Origin of the sequence: Streptomyces tibetensis, from assembly GCF_040647715.1 — a bacterium.
GTDB lineage: Bacteria > Actinomycetota > Actinomycetes > Streptomycetales > Streptomycetaceae > Streptomyces > Streptomyces tibetensis_A.
On sequence record NZ_JBEZCR010000009.1, the window covers coordinates 302,957 to 325,769 of the forward strand.

General features: G+C 69.2%; 14 protein-coding genes and 2 pseudogenes. 5 read left to right on the forward strand and 11 right to left on the reverse strand.

Features of this window, described 5'->3' with window-relative positions:
- Positions 1 to 143: 143 nt before the first annotated feature.
- The 3 genes and pseudogenes from AB0B29_RS25065 to AB0B29_RS25075 all read left to right on the forward strand — a co-directional run bounded on the left by AB0B29_RS25065 (position 144) and on the right by AB0B29_RS25075 (position 7,306).
- Positions 144 to 5,417: a sacsin N-terminal ATP-binding-like domain-containing protein gene (locus AB0B29_RS25065; RefSeq protein ID WP_362243694.1), complete on the forward strand. Its 5,274-nt coding sequence runs from the start codon at positions 144 to 146 to the stop codon at positions 5,415 to 5,417.
- Positions 5,417 to 5,737: pseudogene (locus AB0B29_RS25070) on the forward strand (transposase); the annotation flags it as partial. The gene AB0B29_RS25065 and the pseudogene AB0B29_RS25070, both read left to right, overlap by 1 nt.
- A gap of 291 nt (positions 5,738 to 6,028) precedes the next feature.
- Positions 6,029 to 7,306 carry a NucA/NucB deoxyribonuclease domain-containing protein gene (locus AB0B29_RS25075; RefSeq protein WP_362243696.1) on the forward strand — a complete coding sequence of 426 codons (1,278 nt, stop codon included), beginning with the start codon at positions 6,029 to 6,031 and terminating at the stop codon, positions 7,304 to 7,306.
- A gap of 52 nt (positions 7,307 to 7,358) precedes the next feature.
- Here AB0B29_RS25075 and AB0B29_RS25080 read toward each other — a convergent pair whose 3' ends face one another.
- The 8 genes from AB0B29_RS25080 to fxlM all read right to left on the reverse strand — a co-directional run bounded on the left by AB0B29_RS25080 (position 7,359) and on the right by fxlM (position 17,395).
- Positions 7,359 to 7,814 (reverse strand): hypothetical protein, encoded by a 456-nt coding sequence (locus AB0B29_RS25080; RefSeq protein WP_362243698.1) that lies wholly within the window; start codon positions 7,812 to 7,814, stop codon positions 7,359 to 7,361.
- Between the two features lie 359 nt (positions 7,815 to 8,173).
- Positions 8,174 to 8,854, reverse strand: a complete 681-nt coding sequence (locus tag AB0B29_RS25085; protein WP_362243700.1) for an NUDIX domain-containing protein — start codon at positions 8,852 to 8,854, stop codon at positions 8,174 to 8,176.
- A gap of 131 nt (positions 8,855 to 8,985) precedes the next feature.
- A complete protein-coding gene (locus AB0B29_RS25090) occupies positions 8,986 to 10,254 on the reverse strand; it encodes a M15 family metallopeptidase (RefSeq protein WP_362243701.1) in 1,269 nt (422 codons plus the stop codon).
- On the reverse strand, positions 10,251 to 11,744 hold the full coding sequence (locus AB0B29_RS25095; protein ID WP_362243702.1) for an NUDIX domain-containing protein: 1,494 nt from the start codon (positions 11,742 to 11,744) through the stop codon (positions 10,251 to 10,253). The genes AB0B29_RS25090 and AB0B29_RS25095 overlap by 4 nt, the downstream gene beginning before the upstream one ends.
- Before the next feature lie 57 nt (positions 11,745 to 11,801).
- Positions 11,802 to 12,938: an NUDIX hydrolase gene (locus tag AB0B29_RS25100; RefSeq protein ID WP_362243704.1), complete on the reverse strand. Its 1,137-nt coding sequence runs from the start codon at positions 12,936 to 12,938 to the stop codon at positions 11,802 to 11,804.
- A gap of 61 nt (positions 12,939 to 12,999) precedes the next feature.
- Positions 13,000 to 14,940, reverse strand: a complete 1,941-nt coding sequence (locus AB0B29_RS25105) for an ABC transporter ATP-binding protein (protein ID WP_362243705.1) — start codon at positions 14,938 to 14,940, stop codon at positions 13,000 to 13,002.
- Between the two features lie 234 nt (positions 14,941 to 15,174).
- Positions 15,175 to 16,287, reverse strand: coding sequence for a hypothetical protein (locus tag AB0B29_RS25110; RefSeq protein WP_362243707.1), 1,113 nt, complete (start codon positions 16,285 to 16,287; stop codon positions 15,175 to 15,177).
- A 4-nt stretch (positions 16,288 to 16,291) separates the two neighbouring features.
- The gene (gene fxlM, locus AB0B29_RS25115; RefSeq protein WP_362243785.1) at positions 16,292 to 17,395 is read right to left on the reverse strand and encodes a methyltransferase, FxLD system; all 1,104 of its coding nucleotides are present in this window, start codon (positions 17,393 to 17,395) and stop codon (positions 16,292 to 16,294) included.
- A gap of 77 nt (positions 17,396 to 17,472) precedes the next feature.
- On the opposite strand from fxlM, the gene AB0B29_RS25120 reads away from it, so the two are divergent.
- Positions 17,473 to 18,333, forward strand: a complete 861-nt coding sequence (locus AB0B29_RS25120) for a tyrosine-type recombinase/integrase (protein ID WP_362243709.1) — start codon at positions 17,473 to 17,475, stop codon at positions 18,331 to 18,333.
- 87 nt (positions 18,334 to 18,420) lie between these two features.
- Complete coding sequence (locus AB0B29_RS25125; RefSeq protein ID WP_362243711.1) at positions 18,421 to 18,738, forward strand: ankyrin repeat domain-containing protein; 318 nt, start codon at positions 18,421 to 18,423, stop codon at positions 18,736 to 18,738.
- Here the strand turns inward: AB0B29_RS25125 and AB0B29_RS25130 are convergent.
- From AB0B29_RS25130 to AB0B29_RS25140, 3 genes and pseudogenes are all read right to left on the reverse strand, one after another.
- A pseudogene (locus AB0B29_RS25130) lies at positions 18,728 to 19,526 on the reverse strand (IS5 family transposase). The gene AB0B29_RS25125 and the pseudogene AB0B29_RS25130 sit on opposite strands and share 11 nt — an antisense overlap.
- 197 nt (positions 19,527 to 19,723) lie before the next feature.
- Positions 19,724 to 21,241 carry an aldehyde dehydrogenase gene (adh, locus tag AB0B29_RS25135; protein ID WP_362243713.1) on the reverse strand — a complete coding sequence of 506 codons (1,518 nt, stop codon included), beginning with the start codon at positions 21,239 to 21,241 and terminating at the stop codon, positions 19,724 to 19,726.
- A gap of 129 nt (positions 21,242 to 21,370) precedes the next feature.
- Positions 21,371 to 22,594 carry a transcriptional regulator gene (locus tag AB0B29_RS25140; RefSeq protein WP_362243715.1) on the reverse strand — a complete coding sequence of 408 codons (1,224 nt, stop codon included), beginning with the start codon at positions 22,592 to 22,594 and terminating at the stop codon, positions 21,371 to 21,373.
- Positions 22,595 to 22,813: the final 219 nt, after the last annotated feature.

Genomic DNA, 22,813 nt, shown 5'->3' on the forward strand with positions numbered 1-22,813 from the left:
CAAACGTCCTTCAGGGCTCCTTCGCGCTCAGTAGGATCACCGGCAGAGTGGGGCGGGAGGCGCACGGGGTGGGGAGCAGCGGTATGGCAGCGGGGGGCTGGCGACCGTCGGCGGAGCGTGCGCGGCAGCGCCGGTCGGCAGTTGTGCGCAGGCGTGTGCACGAGAAGGCGCTGGTCGAGGTGCGCGGCTGTCTGCGGGACTGGGACGACGGCCGTGACGCGGCCCGTGAGGCCAAGGCCGTGGCCGAGACGATCATCGCGCCCGAGTACGAGGGTCGGGTGCTCATCGAGTTGTTGCAGAACGCGCACGACGCGCACCCGGCCAGAGCCACCGACGGACGCATCGAGATCCGGTTGGACGAGGACGAGGGTGAGCACGGCACCCTCTATGTGGCCAATCGCGGTAAGCCGTTCGGCGGCAAGAACTTCAAGGACCTGTGCAGCATCGCCCTTTCCAGCAAGCGTGCCGACGCCGGGATCGGCCACAAGGGCGTCGGTTTCAGGAGCGTGCTGCACCTGTGCGACGCGCCCGAGGTCTACAGCGTGGCCAGGGAGGGGTCCCGGCTCCTCGACGGGTTCACCTTCCGGTTCGCCCGGCTCGACGACTACGACGCGCTCGCCCGGGAGGTGGCGCCCGAACGCGACGGTTTTGCCGACCACTTGAAGGAGAACCTGCTCACGCTGAAGGTGCCGGTCTTCCTGGAGGAGCCACCGAAGACCGTCCAAGGCTTCGCGCGCCGGGGCTTTGTCACCGTCATCCGTCTGCCGCTGAAGTCACCCGACGCGCGCTCGGCCGCCGGGGCGCAGGTGCGAGAACTCATGGACGATAACGCCCCGTTCGAACTGTTCCTCGACCGGCTGGAACGTGTCCGGCTGGAGTGGCGGGCCGCGGGAGAGACCCGGCGCAGGACGTACGACCGTCAGGTGGAGGTGCTGCACCACGCCCGTGGCCTGAAGGTGCAGCAGATCACCTTGCGTCGGCGGATGCGTCTGATCGTCATCTGCGGGAAGGCCGACCCGGACCGCGCCCGGGAGGCGCTCGCCGCGTCGATCGAGAAGAGCGGGATGCGACGCGACTGGATGGCCTGGGAGAAGAAGGCCGAGGTACGCGTCGCCGTACCGGTCGCCGATCCCCTACGGGACGGGCGGCTCTACGCCTTCCTGCCGATGGGCGAGCAGATCCCGGCACCCGTCCGCGGGTATGTCCACGCACCGTTCTTCGCGGAGATGAACCGTCGTTCGTTCAACGAGGCGGTGCCGTGGAACGGCCTGCTGCTCGACACAGTGGCTGAGGTGTGCGCCCGCGCGGTGCTTGCAGCGGCGGACAGGCGGGCACCGATTCCGCCCGGCGCGCTCGTCGACCTGATGTGCTGGCAGCCCAAGGCTCTGGCACGGCTGACGTCTGCCTTCCAACGGCTAGACGATGGCATCGCCCACGTGCCGTTCATCCCGGTGATCGGAGCGACACCAGGGGCTCGCACCTCCCTGCACCGTGCCCTTCTGTGGGAAGGGAAGGACGGCTCCACGATCTTCACCCCGCACGCCGTCGCCGCCACGGGGGTCATGGATCTCCTCGATCCGCATCTGCACCCCACTCGGTTGCGGCGACTGGCGTCCCTGGCCAGGAGCACGGGCACGCGCCTCGAACCCCCCACAGAGCGCCTCGCGTCGTGGGCGGAAGGGCTCGCCGGGGCCGCCGTACGTGACACCTTTGATCCCGGATGGTGGGCGGACTTCTACTACGACCTCTCCCAGGCGTTCCCCGACGGCTCGGCCCTGACCGGCAAGCGGATCGTCATTACTTCCCGGTCGACGACGGCACCGGCCGGCGCGGATGGCGTCTTCTTCGACCGCGACCCCCCGCAGGGCGGCTCCCTGCCGACCCTGCCCGACGGCCTGTCCGACCGCCTGCACTTCGTGCACGAGCGCATCGCCTGGTCCGGCAAGGGCCGCAAGCGCAGAGCCCAGGGCCGCAAGTGGCTCAGGACCGCGAACCTCGTCCATGACTACGGCGCCGACCGAGTGCTCGCGGTCGTCGCAGCCGCACTGAGCGCGGACAGCGAGGACAACGGCGTACGACTGGCCTGCCTGCGCTACGCCTGCGCGGTCTCCCACGCTCTGGAGACGGAGGGCCGCAGGGCTCCCGTCCTGGGAAATCTTCAGGTACTGACCCGGGCCGGCTGGATCGACGCGAGCCGCGCCATGTTCGGGCCGGGCTGGCCAGCAGAGCACTCCTCCGTCGACGACACCCTGACCCGATTCCTGGAGCGCGCCCGGGAACTGTCTCCCGTGCTCACCCAGACGGAAGGACGGCTCCTCGTCCGCCCCGACGAGCTGTGCGGTGACGCGATCCCCGTGGAGGCCATGCGGCGCTTCCTCGAACGGCACCACGTCGCTCACGGCCTCCTTCCCCGGTACGAGACCTTCCGCACCAGTGTCAGGGGAGACGCCCTCAACCGGCCCTCCCGTTTCTGGGCCCCGGACCGGCCGGACCTGCTGCCGAAGTGGCGGACGAGCGCCGAGCGCTGGCGGAACCGGCGTAGGGTCGGCTACATCAGCGTGGAGTACCACTCACGCTCCCATACCGCGGCCATGCTGCCCGGCCAGGACGACTACGCCGCCTTCTCCGAAGAGGACCGCAGACTCTACGCGGAGCTCATCGTGCACGGCCTCGCCTTCGCCTGGGCCGACTCCGCACTGGAGATGCAGTTCGTACGCCACAGCGATCCCACCGGGACGCCCTGGCCCACTCCGCTGTCCGCCTTCCTCACCCACGCACTGTGGATCCCGCAGACGGCCGCCCCGAGCGCCACCTCGGAGGGAACCGTGTTCGCCACCGCCGGCACGGCCTGGTGGTGGCACGGCACGCAGCCCCCGCCCCAGTTCCTCGGCGTGGTGCCGGCTTCCTTGCGCAGCAGGCGGTCCGCCAAGCTCGTGGCACGGCTCGGCCTGCTCGGCATCCGCTCCTGGGACGATCCCGGCACCGCGCTCGACCGGCTCCGCCACCTGCCGGACCTCGTGCAGGCCAACGCCCACCTCAGGGAAGGAAGACTCGCGCACGAGATCGGACGGGAGTACGAAAAGGCGTGGGCGCAGCTGCTGCCGACGGAGGGCGGGACGCGCGCCGCTGACGGCGGGCAGCCTGCGGCGCCGCGCCGGCTGCTGGTGACCCGCGCTGGCGCCCTCGCCTCGCTGGACCCGGCGGAGACGGACGAGACGGTCTTCGTCCCGGATCCTGACGGGATCCAGAACCGAGCCCTTCTGGACCGGGTCCCCGTGCCCGTGATCCCGGTACGGGACAGGGCACTGGGCGGCCGGGTCCACGCCTTCCTCCAACGGAGGACTACGTTCGACGTCCAGCGGTGCGGCGAGGCCGCGCACGACATCCAGGCCGACGGATTGCCCGTCCGTGACGCACCGCACGTGCCGTTGACGGAGTACGCGGGATCCTGGCTGCTCACCCTGGTCGCGGCCCTGGTGGAGTTCGACGAGGAACGAGCGTCCCGTCCGGAGCCCGTCGCCGCGGCCGACGTGGCCGGCCTACTGCATCGCTGCGACGTGACCGTGGCCGGCGAGGCCGTCCTCTGGATCGCCGGCCACCGCCTCACCGAGCACGGAGCGGCCCGAGCCCTGCTGCACCCGCACCCAGACCGGCCCCGTGTGGTCGTCGTGCACAGCGAGCCGCGTACCGGCTGGCGAGTGCTCCGCACCGCCGCCCCCGCCGTGGCTGCCCTTATCGGCGCACCCTACCTCGCAGACCCGTTGTGGAAGGCGCTGACCAAACTGGAGGAACGCGGCCTGAAGACCGACCACGTCCCGGAGGAGGATCTCACGGACGTCCTGGACCTGCGGCCGCACCAATTGCACGCCGTCCTCGCCGAGCGGGCGTCACAGCGTTCCGGCAGCGCGCGGCTAGTCCCCCTCCTCGCCTGCCTCGATCTCGACCTCGCGGAGCAACTGCGGCAACAGGCCGACGACTTCTCCCACCACGCCGCCCTCTTCACCTGGCTCACCGACCGGATCGGCGCACCGAACGGGGAACAGCTCATGCGGTTGCTGGAGGACGACGACCGGGAACGGCAACTAAGCGCTATATCCGTTCCCCTGGCCGACGCCAACCGCGCATGGAGCACCCTGGGCCTCCCGGAGATCGACAACAGGGACCGGCATGAACGGCAGTTCGCGGCATGGCTTCAGCGGAACCGTCCCGCGCTCGCCGAGCGGATCAGGGACGCCTACAGGGACGTCCACCGGTCCGGACGGTCCCTGGCCGGGTACGTGAAGCTGCGCGACCTCTCCCTACTCGCGCCGGACCCGGCCTGGCACACGACGCTGTGGCATCTCTCCGACGAACTTCTCCAAGCCCACGCGGACGCCTGGCTGATGAAACAGCTTCCCGCACCCTCCTCGACGTCACGCCTGCTGAGGCCGCTGGCCGAGGTACGCGAGGCATCCAGCACAGCGGTGCACAGGCAGGTACCGCGGCTGCGCCAACTAATCGAGGAATGGGAGCGCCTTCATGCCGCAAGTCGCCCCACGGTGCTGCCCCCGGCCCAGGACGTCCTGCGGGAACTGGACGGCGACGGCCTGCTGGACTTCGAAGTCTTGTCCGTGAAGGCGTTGATCGCTTGGCTTGGGGCTCGCGGCCACTGGCCCCAAGACATGCCTCTGTCGGACCGGCGCGCGGACCTCGGACTGGCCGCGACACGTCCCCCGGATCCCGCGGGGAACACTGGCGGGGCCACGGGCGGAAACCGATCCGGAGGGTCGGCACCCGGCCCTCATGTCATGCTGAACGGCAGGCCCGTGTCGGCCCTGCCCGATGACCTGGCGGCGCTCTCCCGCGAGGTGGCCGCAGACCTCACGCCTGAGCAGCGGGCCACCTCGGCCACGTCCGCCACGGCGCTCGCGCCCCGCATTCCGCAGCCACGCACCTCCTCGTCGTCCGGTGCAAGGTCGCACAGCGGTTCGTACCAGGTCCCCGCGAGCGACCAGGACCGGACATTGGCCGTGGGCCTTGCGGGGGAGGCGGCGGTGGCCGCGTGGCTGCAAGAGCAGTTCGGGGTCGAACCACAGGACTCATGGAAGTCCGGCCTGCGAGTTCACGGGCTCGCCGGCGCGCAGCCGGGGGACGACCGGCTCGGCTACGACTTCCTCATCCACGACGGCGACGCGACCTACCTCTACGAGGTCAAGGCATCCACCGGCGACAGTGGCGAGATCATCCTCGGCGAATCCGAGGTTCGACGCGCTTCTCGCCTGCAGCCGGACGAGACGTACTTCATCGTGTACGTCTCTCACGTCCTCGACCGCGACCGCCGCAACATCACCGTCCTGCCCAACCCATTCGGCGCCCCCGACCTCGCTGGCTATGAACTGGTCAGCACCCAGCTGAGGCTCCGATTCAACCTTGGCTGAATCAACCGGCTTACCCGGACGCTGGTCATCTGGCCTCCGCAGCGGGGCTGGTGCCAGTCCCGAGGGACTCGGGTCGTCGCATCGGCAACCTGCACCGGCCCAAGCGCTATAGCCGACGCCTACGCAGGGTCTTCTACCTGTCCGCGCAGACCAGCATCATCCACAAGGGCCCGAACAGGGACTTCTACCTCAAGAAGCGCGGTGAGGGCCTTAAGCATGTACAGGCCGTTATCGCGCTCGCCCGTCGGTGCGTCAGTGTCCTGTGGGCTCTCCTACGCGACAACCGAGTCTTCGCACCTCTCGCGCCGACCAGGGGATGAGGTTCTGCGAGGGCGACTGATCGAACGTGTATTTGCGCCAGGCTCGGAACCGATCAAGTCAGAGTAGATCAAGTGCAGGTTGTGCACTTCCTGTGCCAGGTAGCTCTGTTGGGGCCCAGGTCGCATGGCGTGTACCTGAGAACAGGGGTGTAAATGATGATGAAACGTGTGCTCGCGCGGGCCCGAATACGCGCAGCCGCTGTACTGGTTCCCGGGCTGGTTGCTTCATTACTCATGCCCTTGAGTAGTGCCCAGGCTGACGGATCTGACTCGCTGAGCATGGAGTCATACATGCGGCCGGTGAACGCCGAGCCGCTCGACCTCGCGGAACTTCAACAGAAGCCGAGCAAGCTACGTACCCTGTCCAGCGAGGAGACCACGCAGGCCGTTCTGCCTCGCGAGACGCTCGGCCAGGCCAAAACCTACGCTCCGCTCGCCACGGAGTATTCGGCGCGATATCAGCCTCCGAGTCGTAGGCCGCTCGACTCTCGAGCGCCGGCGGCAGTCAGCCTTCCCGAGCCGCCGCGCACGATGACGAAACAGGAATGCATCGCGGGACTCGCGACGAATACTTTCTACGTCAAGTCCCGCTATGCGCTGTGCTCCGGTAAGCAGTTCGAGCAGGTCTGGCTGCGCAACGGCAAAGCCGTCGGCACCAGTCAGTTCGATGTTCTCGCCATCGGCACCATCCCGAAGAACAGCAGGACCATCACGATCACCTATCACTTCACTGACTTCACTGCGGCCAAGGATAATGGTGCCGCTGCGATGGGCATCACGACGAAGGGCAGCGTCACCCATCTCTGGCCGTCCACAGCTGCCTACACGCAGGGCGGCGTGAAGATGCCCTTCACCCGGACATGGAGTGAGCTGCTGGGTGCGGACGCGTACAAGCACACGCTGACCGTCGCCGGCGGCCAGGGGTCTGACACCGCGAAGACGGATCTTATCGCCGCGGTGTACGTGCCGAACATCAGCCTCAAGGCACCGCCCGCTTGGTCGTCGCTGCCGATCACGGGCGGCGACTTGTTCATGCTGCCGCCCCGATGGGACAAGGCTCCGTACTTGCCCAATGCAGCGGCGGGGGCAGCCTCGTGGGCCGTCGTCACGCCGCTGCAGTACAGCACGGCGGCCGGTGCTCCGGAGCGGGAGGTGGCCCTGCATATCCAAAAGGCGTTCACCACTCCAGGTATGACGCAGCCCCCCATGGCGAAGAAGGACGTTCCAGGCAAGGGTCCCAAGCCCGGGCTGACGCGCCTGTACTGGGACACCAAACGCCGGGAGTTGAACCGCAACCGCTCCGTCTACAATTGCGGGAAGTACTTCGGTGAGGACTACGCAACGTCAGCCGGGTATGCGAGAGAATGTGATGAGTATCCGATGGCATCTACGTACGAGGGAGCAGGCCACTCCGACTACGATCACCTCGCCGAGCCGGGGAACTTCAGCGTCTTACCTGTCAAGAAGGAGGACAATGGAGCTGCCGGAAACTTGCTCGCCCAGTTCTATGACAAGAACAGGGTCATAGACGGACCGGACGACGGCTTCTGGGTCGAGATTACTTCGTAGCGACTTTGACAGGTATGGGGGCGGCTCGGAGAGAAGAGCCGTCCCCACCACTTCAGGCGTTCGGCCAGAACTGTGTGATGTAGCGCTCGACTCCGTGCACCACCGCGTGCTGGGTCTGCGCAGCTGCCGCCTCACGGCCGGTACACACCACTCGCACCGTCCAGACGCCCGGGTCGTCCGACAACTCGATCACCTCTGGCATCGGTCCCGCCGCCGTACCCCTGGCGCGCAACTTGCCCGAACAAACGATGCTCGCAAGAGCTGTCTCGTCCCACACGCCGGCCGGCACCGCCGGTTCTCCGTCCCAGACCTCCACCGTCAGGGACGCGGTGTGGGTGTGCCCGGCACTGTAGAAATCAAGGCGCCCAGGATGGGCAGTGAGGAACGTGCCGCTCTCGAAACCCTCCGGGAACAGCACAGGAACCTGCGTGTCGTCGAAGTCCTGCAAGGCCCATCCGTTGTAGTCGACATTCACCGGATACTCCTGGCGCCTGATCAGGCTGGCCACGTCACCCACCCCTTGTCGTCGTCTGGTGCGAGGGGCTCCATCATCGTCGATCTTCGGCGGCGAAATCACTGGGAACCAGCCGTTGCACGGCGAGGCGGCAGTAGCTGCGCAGACAAGACATGGGCCTCGACGCTCTTCGATAGACCGTGCAGGTGGCTTGACTCAGTCATTGCGACTCCTCGTGATCGATGCGGGCCAGGACCAGGATGTTGTCGGCGACGACGCTCCAGTCGGCAGCCACCAGAGCCATGAGAGCGGCGTGTAGGCGCGGGCCAGTTGTCTCTGGCCGTAGATCTGCCAGGCCCGGGTGTTGGTGTCCTCGGCGGGCACGGTTGCCTCCTGGGTGGGGATGTTGGGGGTCAGGTGTGCGTGATCAGGTAGGCGGGGCCTTCACCGCGCCGGGCTCGTTCGATGGCGTCGAGACGGGTGAAGGCGCGCGGAGCCATCAGTTCCTGCCAGGTCGCGAGGTCGTGGACGGCCCACATGTCGTGCTCGGCGGGATCGAGGCGGATCCGGCCGAGCTGGCCGGCGGTCAGCTGCCCTCCGTCGAAGATGAGCCCCACCTTGTTCAGCGGCAGCCGGGGCCCGGCGTGCAGGAAGTGCGTCAGGAGCAGCTTCGGCGTGTCCAGACCGAGTTCGAGGCCCGTCTCCTCGACCGCCTCGCGCCGGGCCGTCTGCAGCGGGTCCTCGCCTGGGACGTCCAGGTTGCCACCCGGGAACTGCCAGAGTCTCGAGCCGTAGACCGAGCGCAGTTGGACCGGCCGGTCGTTCTTGAGCAGATCCTCGAAGGAGTGGTACGGGGTGATCCGCTTCACGATGACGTTGAGTTCCCGCCCGGTGTCCCGGTCGTGGAAGACGACCGTGTCACCGACTGCGACGGCGCGCTTCTGCGGGGTGGCCACCCTCACTTCGATCGTCTTGCGGCCTGCTTCCACTTGGCGGTAGTACCGCCCGAGCAGGCGCATGTGGTGCTCTTGTGGTTCACCTCCGGTCGCCGGGCTCGGGACAGCCGGGATCGCCTGCTGGGTGTCGTCAGGCACGCGTGCCTCCGTTTCGATGCGGTCCGCCGGTTGCGGCCTTGGGATCGCAGGCGCGCCAGGGTGCGGTGGCCGCGCTCCTGTGGTTCCGGATCGGCGTGGGTGGCGAGAAAGTGGACGAGGATGCCGGCGCGCTAGGGCAGTTCGATCGGTCCGTAGCGCGCGTGCGGCTCCTGCCGCATCAGCGCGTCGTACCGATCCGCTACCGAGAAGTGCCAGAACTCGGTCGCATAGTTGGTAAAACCTGCGTTCTCCATAGCGTTGAGCAGCAGCGTGCGGTGGTGGCGCGCGCGATCACTGAGGTTCGGGGCGTGAGTGAAGCAGGCGCCGTCGCTCTCCTCGGGGGAGGCATTGACGCGGGTGCCGAGGTCGAGTTCGTGGCCGTCCTGGTCGACGAGGGTTACGTCCACGGCCGCGCCCGCGGAGTGGGGCGCGATCTCCGGTGGTGATACGTACCGGCTGGCAGCCTGGTACAGCTGCTCAGCTGTCCAGCCGCGGTGAGCGGCGGCCAGCTCGTCCCGGTACTCGGTGAAGTAGCGCTGCTGTAGAGCCAGCGGCCGGTAGCCCTCGATGAACAGCAGGTCGGTGCCGGCGGGCAGGAGCGAGCGGGCGTGCTCCAGCCGGGCGAGGACGCCCTCGCGGACGTGGGCGAACGCGCCCAGCGGATCTTGCTTGCGGGGATCGACGCGGAAGCTGTGGTCGCGCACGTCGACGAGCGGCTCCCCGCACTCGCGCACCGGGACTGCGGCGACCTGCGGATCGGACATCAACACCAGACTGTTCATCGAGTCTCCCTGCGACGGCTTGCACTGCGGCGGCGGGGTTGGGGAGGCAGAGGCCAGGTCGGTTTCGCGCAGGATTCGCGCGATGGTGTCCTGCAGCGTGCTGTCGGCCGGGATCACGGTCTCCAGACCGCCGGGCAGCAGATCCAGCTCGCGGTACCAGGAGGCGAGGTGGCTGTCGGTGACGTGAGCCAGGTACGCGGCATCCGCCTTCGACGCGTGTCGGAACAACGTCGATTCCAGCGGCACGTCCAGGTAGTAGCAGCAGGGGACGCCGCGGTGGTCCCGCACCAGAGACGTGATCATGTGGCTGTAGCGGTCGGCGTACAGGATCCCTTCAAGCACCACGTGAAAGCCGGCGTTCAGTGCTTCGCGTGCGATCCTGCCCAGCAGGGCGATGTTGGCGCCGCGCGCGGTGTCGTGTTCCCTGAGCACGTTCCGGCGGATCACGTCCTGGCCCACGATCGCGATACCGCGGCCGTAGTGATCTCGCAGGCCCTGGGCCACGCTTGACTTGCCTGTCGCCGAGTTGCCGCGGACCACTACCAGACGGGTGTCTGCACGGCCGGCCGCAGTTGCAGTGGACACACGACGGTGTGCGCCGCTCGGAGTGCCGGTCATGCGGGCCATCCCGTCTCGCTGTACAGGTCCCCGTTCTGGATCTTTGCGATGGCTTGGCGGGTGTAGGAAACGAGGTTGTCGGGCAGCGCGGCGGGGTCCCAGAACTTCCACTGGGTGCACTTGTCCGGCTCGCGTAGTTCCGGCTCGCCGCTCCAGGCGCGGGCGCGGAAGAACAGGCCCATGCGGGGCCGGTCCCCGGCGCGGTCGATGTGGTGGACGACGTGGACGAGTTCGACGTCCTGGCGCTCGATGCGCAGGCCGGCTTCCTCCCGTGCCTCCCTGATCAGGCAGGTGATGGCGCTCTCCTGCTCGCAGTGGCCGGCCAGGGCGTGCCAGGTGGACGGCGCGAACGCGGAGTCGGGGTGGCGCAGCCCGAGCAACACCGTCCCGTCGGGCCGCTCCAGGTAGAGGTGGACGCCGATGACGTTGAGGACCGTGCCGTGCGGCGAAGCTGGGCGACGCTCCTCGTGCGACGAGAGCCCGCTCTGCGACGCAGTGCTGGAAGCGTTGGCCGGGAGGCTGGCGGCGTGGCGCCGTACGAGGTCGCTGGTGGTGTCTGCGATGCGCAGGCGGTGGAGGTCGTCGGGGGCGAACCAGGCCAGCATCACCCCTTCCGTCAGGCGGAGTTCGCGGGGATCGCCGTTCCAGTGGCCGGCGTAGATGGCGATGGGCACGCTCGCGCCGGCGTCGTCGGAGGCGTACTCGGTGCCGAACGGGGTGAGGTCGGTGATGTCGAGGCCGGCTTCCTCGGCCAGTTCGCGCCGTACGGTGTGTTCCAGGGTGACGTCCTGGGGCTCTCGGCCGCCGCCCAGCAGTGACCACATGCCCGGCTCCCAGATCCGGCCGGGGAAGTAGTCGCGCAGGTGGAGCAGGTACTCGCCGCGGTCGTTGTAGATCAGGGCGGAGGCGTTGGCCGTATCCGGTTCGGTCTTGGGCGGGAGCTTGAGCAGCTTCTCGCGCAGTGAGGGGGAGGACACCCTGTCCACGGGACGCCACTCGATGCCGCCGACCTCTTCTTCCTGCAGCACCACGGGCACATTTGTTGCGGGGTGCAGGCGGAAGAGGAACCGGAGGTCGAAGTGCTGGTGGCCGGGTTCGCCTTTGCCCGGGTGGGCGTCGATGTCGTGGATGTCGATGTCGAACGGCACGGCCTCGTAGCCGGGCCACGGGGCCACGGCCTGGGGCGGGATCCCGGTCTCCTCGTGGAGCTCCCGCAGCGCCGCTGCTGCCAGGGACTCGTCGTCGGGCTCGGGGTGTCCGCCGGGGGCGAGGACCTTCCCGCTCGCCAGGTGCAGCACGTGCAGAACGCGGCCGAGCGGGTCGACGACGATTGCGCCGCAAGTGACGTGTCCGGTGAAGGTGGAGCGGCTGGCGATGTCGGTGGGACGGTCAAGGGCGTCCAGGAGGCCGCCGAGCTGCGTGCGCTCGTGAGGGTGGCGAGCGAGGTAGGTCTCGACGGTGGTGCGGATGTGGTCGTGCGACAACGGCATGGGGCTACCTCATAGGGCCGTAGAGCGGGAGGAGTCGAGGCGGGGTGCGTGTTCGGGTCAGGTCAGCCGCATCCCCTCCGCAGGGATCTCCTCGATGGCGGCGGAGCGAGCGGTGGGCAGGCCCCACCGCTCGCGTGCCGTCTCCGCCGCGAGCTGGGCTTGCCGCGCGCCGGGCGGGCCCCAGCCCAGCAGGGCGGCTGCCTGGGCGGGGGTGGCGAGCAGGCGGGCGAAGGGGTGGCCGGTGGCGGGGTCGACGGCCGTCGACCCGATGGCGGTGACCCGGGCGGCCATGCGGAGCCGGGCGTTGGGCCCCACGCCGCCGTAGACCTCGCCGGTCTCGTCCAGCACCCAGCCCAGTCGCACCGGATCGGTCAGAGTGAGCTGGGATTCCTCGGCGGCTTCGCGGTGCAGGGTGTCCTCTGGCGTCGCGTCGGTCGTCTCCACGGTGCCGCCGGGCAGCATCGGCAGCGCGCCCCGCGGGCCGGGGTCGGCCACCAGGACGACCCGGCCGTCGGGGATGAAGCACCACGCCCAGGCTTGCTGCACGGGCAGCTGCCCGGGGACGGGGCCGCGGTGGAGAGGGCTGTCCCACAGAGGCCGGTACCGGACGTGGACGTCGTGCCGGTCCAGCGCCGGGACGTCGAGGATGTGCCGGCCGTCGGCGAGGTGAGCGGTGGCGGTGTTTCCGAGCCGGGCACGGTAGGCGGCGAGCATGATCTGCCCGTCCACGGGCCGCAGCCGCTGCACCGCGTCCCGGGTCTCCAGGAAGGCGTACTCGGACAGCTCCTCGTGCGGCAGGCGGATCGCCTCCACCTGGTCGGGGCGGAGGGTTCCCCCGTCGAAGACGAACCGGATCTCGCCGGGGCATGCCGTGGCGGGCTGGAGGTCGGGGTGGTGCGGGGAGAAGGAGTGGACGGCGAGCACGGCCGACAGGGATAGATCCAGGCCCAGTTCCTCGATGATCTCGCGCCTGCAGGTGACGTGCGGGTGTTCGCCGGCTTCGACGACGCCTCCGGGCAGCAGCCACGAATCGTCCTCGCGGTAGGTAGGGTGCACCAGCAGGACCCGGCCGACCTCGTCGGTGATGATCGCGGCGGCGCCGAGCCACGCCGCATGCCGGGATGCGGCGTACTGCGCTGCGGGCAGAGCAGCACGCGGTGAGACGTGATCCGAAGGGGAGACGGGAGAGGTCACGAATCTCTGCCTTCCGAGACGGTGTACGGGGGAGTGGGCAGCGCAGAACGGCTAGGGGTGATCAGGGGGTGTCGCCGCTCATCCGGCGCTGCAGCTCCCACAGGGTCCGGAAGAGACCTGGCTCCTGGGTGAGCTGGGCGTAGGTGCCCTCCTGGACGATCCGCCCTTCGTCCAGGACCACGATCCGGTCGGCGACGGCCACGTTGGTGAGCCGGTGCGTGATCAGCAGGATGGCGCGGTCCTTGGCCAGTTCGCGCAGGCCGGCGAAGATCCGGTGCTCCGCGCGGGCGTCGAGGGCGGCGGTGGGTTCATCCATCACCAGCAGCGCCGCCTGCCGGTGGAACGCGCGGGTGAGGACCAGGCGCTGCCACTGCCCGCCGGAGAGCTGCTGTCCGCCGAACCACTCGCTGGTCAGCAGGGTGTTCAGGCCGGAGCGCAGGCCCGGCAGCATCTCCGCGGCGCCGGACGCCTCGCATGCGGCGAGCAGGGCCGCGTCGCTGGTGTCGCCCTGCCCGAACGTGATGTTGTCGCGCATCGTCAGCGGCAGGTACGTGAACTTCTGCGGCACCAGCGCGACGTGCTCCCACGACCCCCACGGGTCCAGGTCCGCGGTGGAGGCGTGGTCCCAGGCCACGTCGCCCTCGGTGGGCAGCAGCAGCCCGCACAGCAGGCGCGAGAGGGTCGTCTTGCCGGAGCCGTTCTCTCCGACCAGCGCCACGATCTCCCCGCACCGCACGTGCAGGGAGACGTTGCTCAGGCTGTCCTTCGGGGCGCCGTCGTAGCGGTAGGTGACGTCGCGGACCTCGAAACGCTCCGGTGCCGCGCTCACGGGCGCGGTGCCGCGGGAAGCGGTCATGGCCTGGCCGTGGGCGTTGTCGAGGAAGTTCTGCCAGTCCTGCACGTACCAGCCGGTGCGCACCAGGCGTGCCCCACCGTTGATGATGCCGCGCACCGAGCCGGTGGCGGTCTGGAGAGCGAAGACGGCGCCGCCGCCGGCCGCCAGGCTCAACCGCCCGGAGGCCAGGAGCCACAGCAGCGCCGCCCACACCGCGGTCGAGGCGATCCCGCCGGCCACTGCTCCTGCCAGCCCCATCCAGGCACCGGTGTTCGCGGCCTTGCGTTCGGCCGCGTTGACCGAGGCGGCCAGCCGCCGGTACCGGCCGATCAGGAAGGGCCCGGCCAGGCAGGCGCGCATCTCCTCACTGGACTCCTGATAGGCCATGTGCCAGCGCAGCTTGCCCAGCATCCTGCGCCGCCCGGAGGTCTCCAGCCCGGCGAGGTAGATCACGCGTGCGGAGCGCACGTAGGCGGCGGCCTGCGGCAGGCAGGCGAGGAAGAGCAGGGGAAGGAGCAGCGGATGCAGGACGGTCAGGACGGTGGCGCCGGCCGCGAGCGTGGCGGTCGCCGCGAGGACGTCCTGCGCTTCTTCGACGAGGTCGGGGGTGACCTGGGCGCCGCGGTCGGCGATGTCGTAGGCGTCGTTGTAGCCGGGCTTGTTGTTGGCGGCCAGTTCCGCGCCGAGCGCGGCCTCGATCATCGTCAGCTCCGCTGCCCGGCCGAGCACCGGGCGCAGACGGCCAGTCAGCCAGACGACGGCGATGCCCAGCAGCGCGCGCACGCCGGTGGCGGCGGCGATCACGGCCAGCTGCGGGGCTGCGTCCCACAGCCGCTCGGTGATGCCGCCCGAGGAGATCAGCGCGGTGATCGTGCCCGTGACGGCCAGGAGGCCGAGGGCCGCGAGGACGCCGGTCCCGATCTGGCACACCAGCAGGCCGATGGTCGCGCCGCGGTCTACGCGCCAGGCCATCTGCACCGAGCGCCGCACGAGCGAGGGCAGGCGCCGCGCCATGGTGCGGGAGGTCAGCAGGGAGCCGGCCTGGAGCCTCGACTCGTCGCGGTAGAGGTATTCCTCCTCTCGAACACCGGCCTCCTGCGGTTCGTCGTCCGGCGCGGCCCCCTTTGGCGGTTGCGGCGGCTGGTCCTGCGTAATGGCCGAGGTCATCGTTCCCCCTAGGACGGTCGCTGCGGCAGAGTCGTAAGGTCTAACGACACGGCTGCGATATCGAACACACGTCATTCGGTCGTGCTGAGGAGCCTGCTATTTCCTGCGTCAGGGAACCCCGCGGGCGCGGGATCCCTGGTCTGGCTTGGAGCGGCCGCGGGCAGGAAATGGCCGAAACGCCGACACCGCCAAACAGCGTGGGCAGCACGGCGGGCCCATCCCGGTCGCCCTCTCCTAGCCGGGATCTGGTTCGGCCTGTAGCAGCCTTTCCAGCTCTGTCTCGGCGTGGCCGACCGCGCCCGTCAGAGCCTCATGGTGGTGGGCGGACAGGACGCCGGATCCCAGTCCGGCCGCGGCGATCACCGCGTTCAGCGCGTCTGTCGCCCGGTCGTCCAGGGCGGCCGCGGCGACGGGGTGGTGCAGTGCGTCTCGTGCGGCGTAGGCGTCGAGTCGGGCAACGCTGACGAGGGAGTCGAGTACGCGGGCGACATGGCGTCCGGTGCGGTCCAGTTCCAGGGCTGACAGGCCCGTCCGGGTCTGGAAGGCGGCGGTCGGCGGATCGGGATGGTCGAGGAGCTGGACGGCTGCATCAACGGTGCAGTCGAGGTCGGGTTCAGGGACGGGGGTGTCTTCGGGCCGGCAGTGGGCGTGCAGGAGGAGGGCGATGGCTCTCTCCCAAGGCTCCGTGGGCTGGGTGGTGTCGATCAGGTCGCGGGCCTGCTGGTCCAGGCCCTGCTCCATCAGGGCCATGATCTTGATCTGGCGACCGTCGAGGAGCCGGTTGCCAGTGCCGCGATGCCGGGCCATGGCGTCGGCCGCGTCGGTCCACCGCCCGATCTGGGCGAGGGCGCGGGCGCCGTCCACGAGCAGGGTGACGTACAGCTCCTGGCACACCGTGCGGTGGTCCTCGTCCGCGCCGGTCAGAGCAGACAGGTCGACGGTGCGGCCGTCGATGTCAGCCTTGTTCCGATGTCGGGCAGCGTCGTTGAGGCAGTACAACAAGCCGTAGGCGAGTTCGCCGTGGCCGGCGCGAGTCTGCAATCGGGAGAGGTTGACGAGCGGCATCAGCGACATGACGGCGACCCGTCCGCTGAAGCGTCCGGCGTCGGTGAAGACCTGGTGCTGGCGCCAGCACAGATCCTCGGCCAGGCCGGGCAGGCCGACGTCGGAGGCGATGAGCGCGGCGTAGTTGAGGACCCCGCAGGCGCGGGCCACCAGGTCATGGTGGTTCGCACCTGCGGGCGCGACGGTCAGCCCGGTGAGGTGGTTGATGCGCTCCTCCAAGGGGAGCGCGGGCGCCTTGGTGCGGCGGACCAGGGGGATGCGGCTGGCTATCGCGGGGATCATCGGCTCAGCCCCTGCGCGCCCAGTCGACGACCAGCCGGCTGTAGGGCTTGTCGACGACGAAGCGGGCGTCGTCCGCCGTCAGCCGGTCACGCGAGTCCGCGACGGCCATCCGGAAGCCCGGCTCGGGGGCGTCGTTGCCGCCGGTCGCGTCCCAGGCGCGGATCTCGCTCACGACGCGCTCGGCGAGGTCGGCGCCGCCCTCGCCGTGGCCGATCACGCCGACCTCCCAGTACCGGCCCTTGTCGTCCTCACCCTCGCGGATGGTCAGGTATGCGAGCGACCCGGCGTCGAGGGCTGCCATGGAGCCCCACCCGAAGTGCGGGGTGAATCCGGGGTGCTGGCCCGGCAGGCGGGAGAGGCCGTTGGGCAGCACGCAGGCCAGGTACAGGTACAGCCACTCCCACGCCGAGCCCTGCCGGAACTTCACCCCGTTGTAGAGCTTGGTCTGCTGCTGGTCGAGGACGCAGCGGAGCGCGTCGCGGTCGACGTCCTGCTCGCTGAACGTCTCCAGGCGCACGTTGCCCTCGCCGGCCATCGGCACGAGGGTGTACACGTCGTCGCAGACGCCCTTGCGCAGGGGGATGAAGGTGGCCATCTCGCAGGAGACGGTCTTCCACGTGTCGCCGTCGCGTTCGAAGGCGAAGGAGCGGGAGATGCTGCCGCGGATGCGCATCGGCAGGACCAGGCGCCCGCCGGGGGCGAGCTGGTCGAGGATCTTCACGGGGACGTCGCCGGCGCCGACGGTGAAGATGATCCGGTCGTAGGGGGCGTGCTCGGGCAGCCCGGCCGCGCCGTCGGCCATCACCGCGGTGGCGTTGTCGACCCCTGCCTCGGCGAGGTGCCGGCTCGCGCCGGCGAAGAGGTCCTGGCCGACGTCGAGGGTCCACACCTGCCCGCCGGGGGAGACGATTTTGCCGAGCAGGGCGGCGTTGTAGCCGGTGGCGGCTCCGGCTTCCAGGACCTTGTGGCCGGGCTGGGTGCCGAGCCGTTCGAGCTGGGTGGCGACGATGGACGGCGCGGAGATGCAGGAAATCATCTCCCCGTGCTCGTCGTGCTTGATCGGGACCGCGTCCTCCTTGTACGAGCTCTCCAGGTCGACGCCGGGCAGGAAGGCGTGCCGGACGCAACTCGCTGCCGGTCAGCGCCCTCGCGGAAGCCGACGTTCTGAGGCGGGCCCTCGATGCGATGTGCCGCAAGCTGGACGGCAAGGCGGCTGCGGCTAAAACAGCCCGACGCAAGAGGGCTGCGTTCAACGAAGCTCTCAACACTGCGGTGGAGAAGGGGTACTTCGCAGAGAACCCCCTCAAGGGGCTCCGATGGCAAGCGCCAGCAGTCAATGAGGAGGTGGATCCGGACGCCGTTCCCAATCCGGCCCAGGTGCTTCGGCTGCTCGAGGCCGTTGCTCGCCAGCGGGGGCGGGGTCCTCATCTTGAAGCATTCTTCGGTTGCATGTACTTCGCGGCTATGCGGCCAGCTGAGGTCATCCACCTTCGGATCGATCAATGCCACTTGCCAAAGACGGGATGGGGGATGCTGAACCTCTCGGGCGGGGTCGTCACGTCTGGCAAGGAGAGGACCGACGACGGTGAGGTGCACGAGGTGCACTCGCTCAAGCGTCGCGCGGCAAGCGCGACGCGGCCTGTTCCCATCCCGCCGCAGTTCGTACGCATGCTGCGTGCCCATGTGAATCGGTTCGACGTGGCACCTGACGGTCGACTTTTCCGGAACCAGGCTGGCAACTACGTGGACGCTGCCGCCTACGACATCACATGGGCGCGGGCCCGGGAATACACCCTGACCCGTACTGAGCGCACTTCTCGCCTGGCCAAGCGGCCTTACGATCTCCGGCACGCCGGGATCTCGTTGTGGCTCTACTCCGGAGTGGACCCGGCCGAGTGCGCCCGCCGCGCCGGTCAGAGCATCGAGGTTCTCTTTCGCCACTACGCCAAGTTGCATGACGGCCTTCGAGAGCAGGCGAATCGTCTCATCGAGCAGTCCATGAACGAGTGGCAGCGCGTCAGTCAAGGTGACGTACCCGAGGGCTGAACCGAGGGTTTACAGCTCATCTCAATTGGTGAGCGGAGGCTGAGAAGGGCGCTGGCCGGACAGTGTCCGCAACGGTTGAATGCCGCCGTGGAGAACATCTGGACGCCAGCGCATCAAGCGGTGGAGGACGAGGACGCAGGGGCTTTGGCTCAGTTGCTGGCCAAGGGAGTCGACCCCGACGAGGTATGCGGCAACATGACGCTCCTGATGCACGCAATTGACGTGGAAGGTGACGGCGCCTTGCAGTGCGGTGACCCGCTGACGGTGCATACCACCGCTGTGCTCTTGGCCTTCGGTGCTGACCCGCAACTTCCAGGACCTGACGGGCAAACGCCCATGGACCTCGCCGTTCACTACGGCCATGACCTGGCGGTCAAGTTGTTGCTCCGGCACATCAGCTGGTGAGGCGGCGTAGGCAGATGAGGGCGCAGGCGATGCTGGTGAAGGCGAGGAAGTGTTCGGCCTTGCGTTCGTAGCGGCGATGAAGGCGTCGGCAGCCGGCCAGCCAGGCCACGGTCCGTTCAACGACCCAACGGTGGCGGCCCAGCCGCTGGGAGCTGTCCCTTCCCTTGCGGGCGATCCGGTGCCGGATACCGCGCGCCAATAACCATCGTCGCAGGTGGGCGTAGTCGTATCCCTTGTCGGCATAAAGCTTTGCCGGTCTGCGCCGCCGAGGTCCGCGGCGGGAACGGACCGGGGGATGCCCTGAACAAGCGGGACCAGAGCCTGGCTGTCGTGGACGTTGGCCCCGGAGATTCCGACAGAAAGGGGCAGACCGTTCCGGTCGGTGATCAGGTGGATCTTCGCACCGTATTTGCCCCGGTCGACAGGATTCGGACCTGTCAGGTCCCCCATTTCAGGGCCCGCATGTTGACCGAATCGATCGCGCAGCGGGACCAGTCCAGCCTGCCACGGGAACCGAGTTCGTCGAGGACCAGGCGGTGCAGCTTGGCCCACACCCTGGCACGCGTCCACTCGGTGAACCGGCGGTGAGCCGTCGCTCCCGAGGGTCCGAACGAAGCAGACGGCAACTGCTGCCACGTGCAGCCTGACGTCGACACGAACACGATCGCGGCCAGCACCTCTCGGTCACCGTGCCGGCGCCGACCGCCGCCCTGAGGCCGCGTCGGCGCCTCCGGCACCACCCGCTGGAACTGTTCCCACAACTCGTCCGGCACCAGCCGCTCCACGATCCCCACCACAGGCCGCAGCCTATCCAGCCAAATGAGATGAGCTGTTAGTCCGTGACTGGTCCGGAAGCACTGGTCAGCAGGGGTGCAGTCGTGGGAGGAATTGGGAGTTGGCGCGCAAGCCGGGCTCGGTCGAGAACGGGTTGCACGAAAGGCGCCTGACGGGTGAAAACCCAGGTCAGGCGCCTTTTCGCATGTGTCTAGAAGAAGCCCAGCCTCTTCGGCGAGTACGACACCAGAAGATTCTTGGTCTGCTGGTAGTGGTCCAGCATCATCTTGTGTGTCTCGCGGCCGATGCCCGACTTCTTGTAGCCGCCGAACGCCGCGTGGGCCGGGTACGCGTGGTAGCAGTTGGTCCAGACGCGGCCCGCCTTGATCTCGCGGCCCAGGCGGTAGGCCGTGTTGCCGTCGCGGGTCCACACGCCCGCGCCGAGGCCGTACAACGTGTCGTTCGCTATCTTCAGCGCCTCGTCGACCGAGTCGTACGTCGTGACCGAGACGACCGGGCCGAAGATCTCCTCCTGGAAGATCCGCATGTCGTTGGTGCCGCGGAAGATGGTCGGCTCGATGTAGTAGCCCCCATCGAGGCCGGGCACCGCGCGGGGCCTGCCGCCCGTGACGACCTCCGCGCCCTCCTTCCTGCCGATGTCGAGGTAGGAGAGGATCTTCTCGTACTGGTCGTTGCTCGCTTGCGCGCCGATCATCGTGGCCGGGTCCAGCGGATCGCCGCCGACGATCGCCTCGGTGCGTTCGACACAGCGGGCCATGAAGTCGTCGTAGATCGAGGAGGGGATCAGGGCGCGGGACGGGCAGGTGCAGACCTCGCCCTGGTTGAGGGCGAACATCACGAAGCCCTCGACCGCCTTGTCCAGGAAGTCGTCGTCGGCGGCCATCACGTCGGGCAGGAAGATGTTCGGGCTCTTGCCGCCCAGCTCCAGGGTGACGGGGATGATGTTCTCGCTCGCGTACTGCATGATCAGGCGGCCGGTCGTCGTCTCGCCGGTGAACGCCACCTTCGCCACCCGGGGGCTGGACGCCAGCGGCTTGCCCGCCTCCACGCCGAAGCCGTTGACCACGTTGACCACGCCCGGCGGGAGCAGGTCGGCGATCAGGTCCATGACGTAGAGCAGGCTGACCGGGGTCTGCTCCGCCGGTTTGATGACCACGCAGTTGCCGGCGGCCAGCGCGGGCGCGAGCTTCCATGTGGCCATGAGGATCGGGAAGTTCCACGGGATGATCTGACCGACCACACCCAGCGGCTCGTGGAAGTGGTACGCGACGGTGTCGGCGTCGATCTCCGCGATGCTGCCCTCCTGCGCGCGGACGACTCCGGCGAAGTACCGGAAGTGGTCCACGGCCAGCGGGATGTCGGCCGCGAGGGTTTCACGGACCGGCTTGCCGTTCTCCCACGTCTCGGCGACCGCGATCTTCTCCAGGTTCTCCTCGATGCGGTCCGCGATCCTGTTGAGGACGTTCGCGCGTTCCGCCGTGGACGTACGGCCCCACCCGTCGGCCGCCCGGTGCGCGGCGTCCAGGGCGAGGTCGACATCGGCCGCGGTGGAACGGGCGACCTCGCAGAAGACCTTGCCGGTCACCGGTGTCGGGTTCTCGAAGTAACGGCCCTCGACCGGCGCTGTCCAGTCGCCGTCGATGAAGTTGTCGTACCGGCGGGCGAAGGAAACGATGCTGCCTTCGGTTCCGGGCTGCGCGTACACCATGGCGGCTCTCCTCGGTGAAGGGCGGTGCGGGACGGTCGCGACGTCCCTCACTGTGCTCCCGGGAGGTTGGCGCAAGGTTGGCGTGCGGCGAGGGCACTGCAGCCGCGCGGGTGCCGGCCGCACAGGCCGTCAGTCGCGCAGGGCCGTCGTCAGCCGGCCCGCCGCGATGGCGCGGCGCGTGTCGTCCGGACCGAGCAGCCGCAGCGCGTGCTCGTGTATCTCCGCGTCGTACGGGGCGCGTTCGCCGTAGCGCAGGGCGTGGTCCGGGCGGGTGCTCGCCAGGACGGCCTCGCGTACCGCCACTTCGAGGCGGGTGCGCCACTCCTCGACGCCGGGGGCCTCGGAGCGGGGCAGGAGCGGGCCGCCGTAGTGCCCCAGGGCGCTGTCCGTGTCGCCCTGCTCCAGCGCGCGCAGGACGTCTGCGGCGTCGCAGGACACGGGGGCGGTGAGGGCGTAGTGGCGGGGGGATATCGCGCCGCCCAGCGCCCGGCGCAGGTGGGAGATCTCCGCCTTGAAGGTGGACGACGTGACCGGCCGGTCGCCGTACAGGGCCGCGCGCAGCCGCTCCGGGGAGAAGCCGTCGGGTTCGAGCGCGAGGAGGGTGAGGATCTCCAACTGCCGGGGGCGCAGGGGGAGCGGCCGCCCCTCGTGCAGCGCTCGCTCGGTGCCCAGGCACGTGAGCCGCAGCGGAGTCGGGCGGGACACCTCCGCGGTCAGGCGGGCCTCGATCGTCGACACCAGGGTGCGCACGGTGGACATGGCCAGTGGGTGGGACCGGTCCCAGGTCGTGGAGAGGTCCAGGACGCCGAGGACGCTGCCGTCCCTGCCGTGCACGGGCGCGCAGTAACAGACCCAGCCGTGCAGGGCCGACACCAGATGCTCGGCCGAGAACACGGAGCTGGGACGGCCGGTGCGCAGGGCGAGGGACAGCGCGTTGGTGCCCATGGCCTGCTCGTCCCAGCGGCCGCCCGGCGCGAAGTTGACCCGCTCGGCCCTGCGGCGCATGGCAGGGCCGCCGCAGGTCCACAGGATGGTGCCGGACTCGTCGGTGACCGCAGAGACGAACCCGGCGTCCTCGGCGATGCTGTGCAGCTCCCCGGCGAGAGCGGAGACCGGCCCGTACAGCGGTGACGAGGTCCAGCGCTGGTGCACCAGGCCGTCGTCGGTGACGGGGGCGCTGTCGCGGCCCGGGTCGACGCTGCCCAGCGAACGCGCCCAGGACTCGCTCACCTCGTGGCGCAGTACGGCGGTGCCGCCGGGCCGCGTGCCCGGCACGCCCAGCCGCGGCACCCAGCGCGACCACTCGTGCTCCAGCACGGCCCTGCGCTGCGTGAGGTCAGGGCGCTGTGACATGGCCTCTCCCTGCCGTCGTACCGGTCTCTCGGGGTGAGGTCAGTGTTACCGGACGCGTCGGCCCCGGTCGAGCACTTGGCCGGGCCGGGGTGAGACGTTCTGAACGGGCGACCGCCTCACTGGATGTTTGTCCGGTGCCCGCGTGCCGCCGTCCGGGTGACGGGTTCACTCGACCCGACGGACGGGGTCCGGCTCGCGTGCCACCGGTGCGCGGCGCCG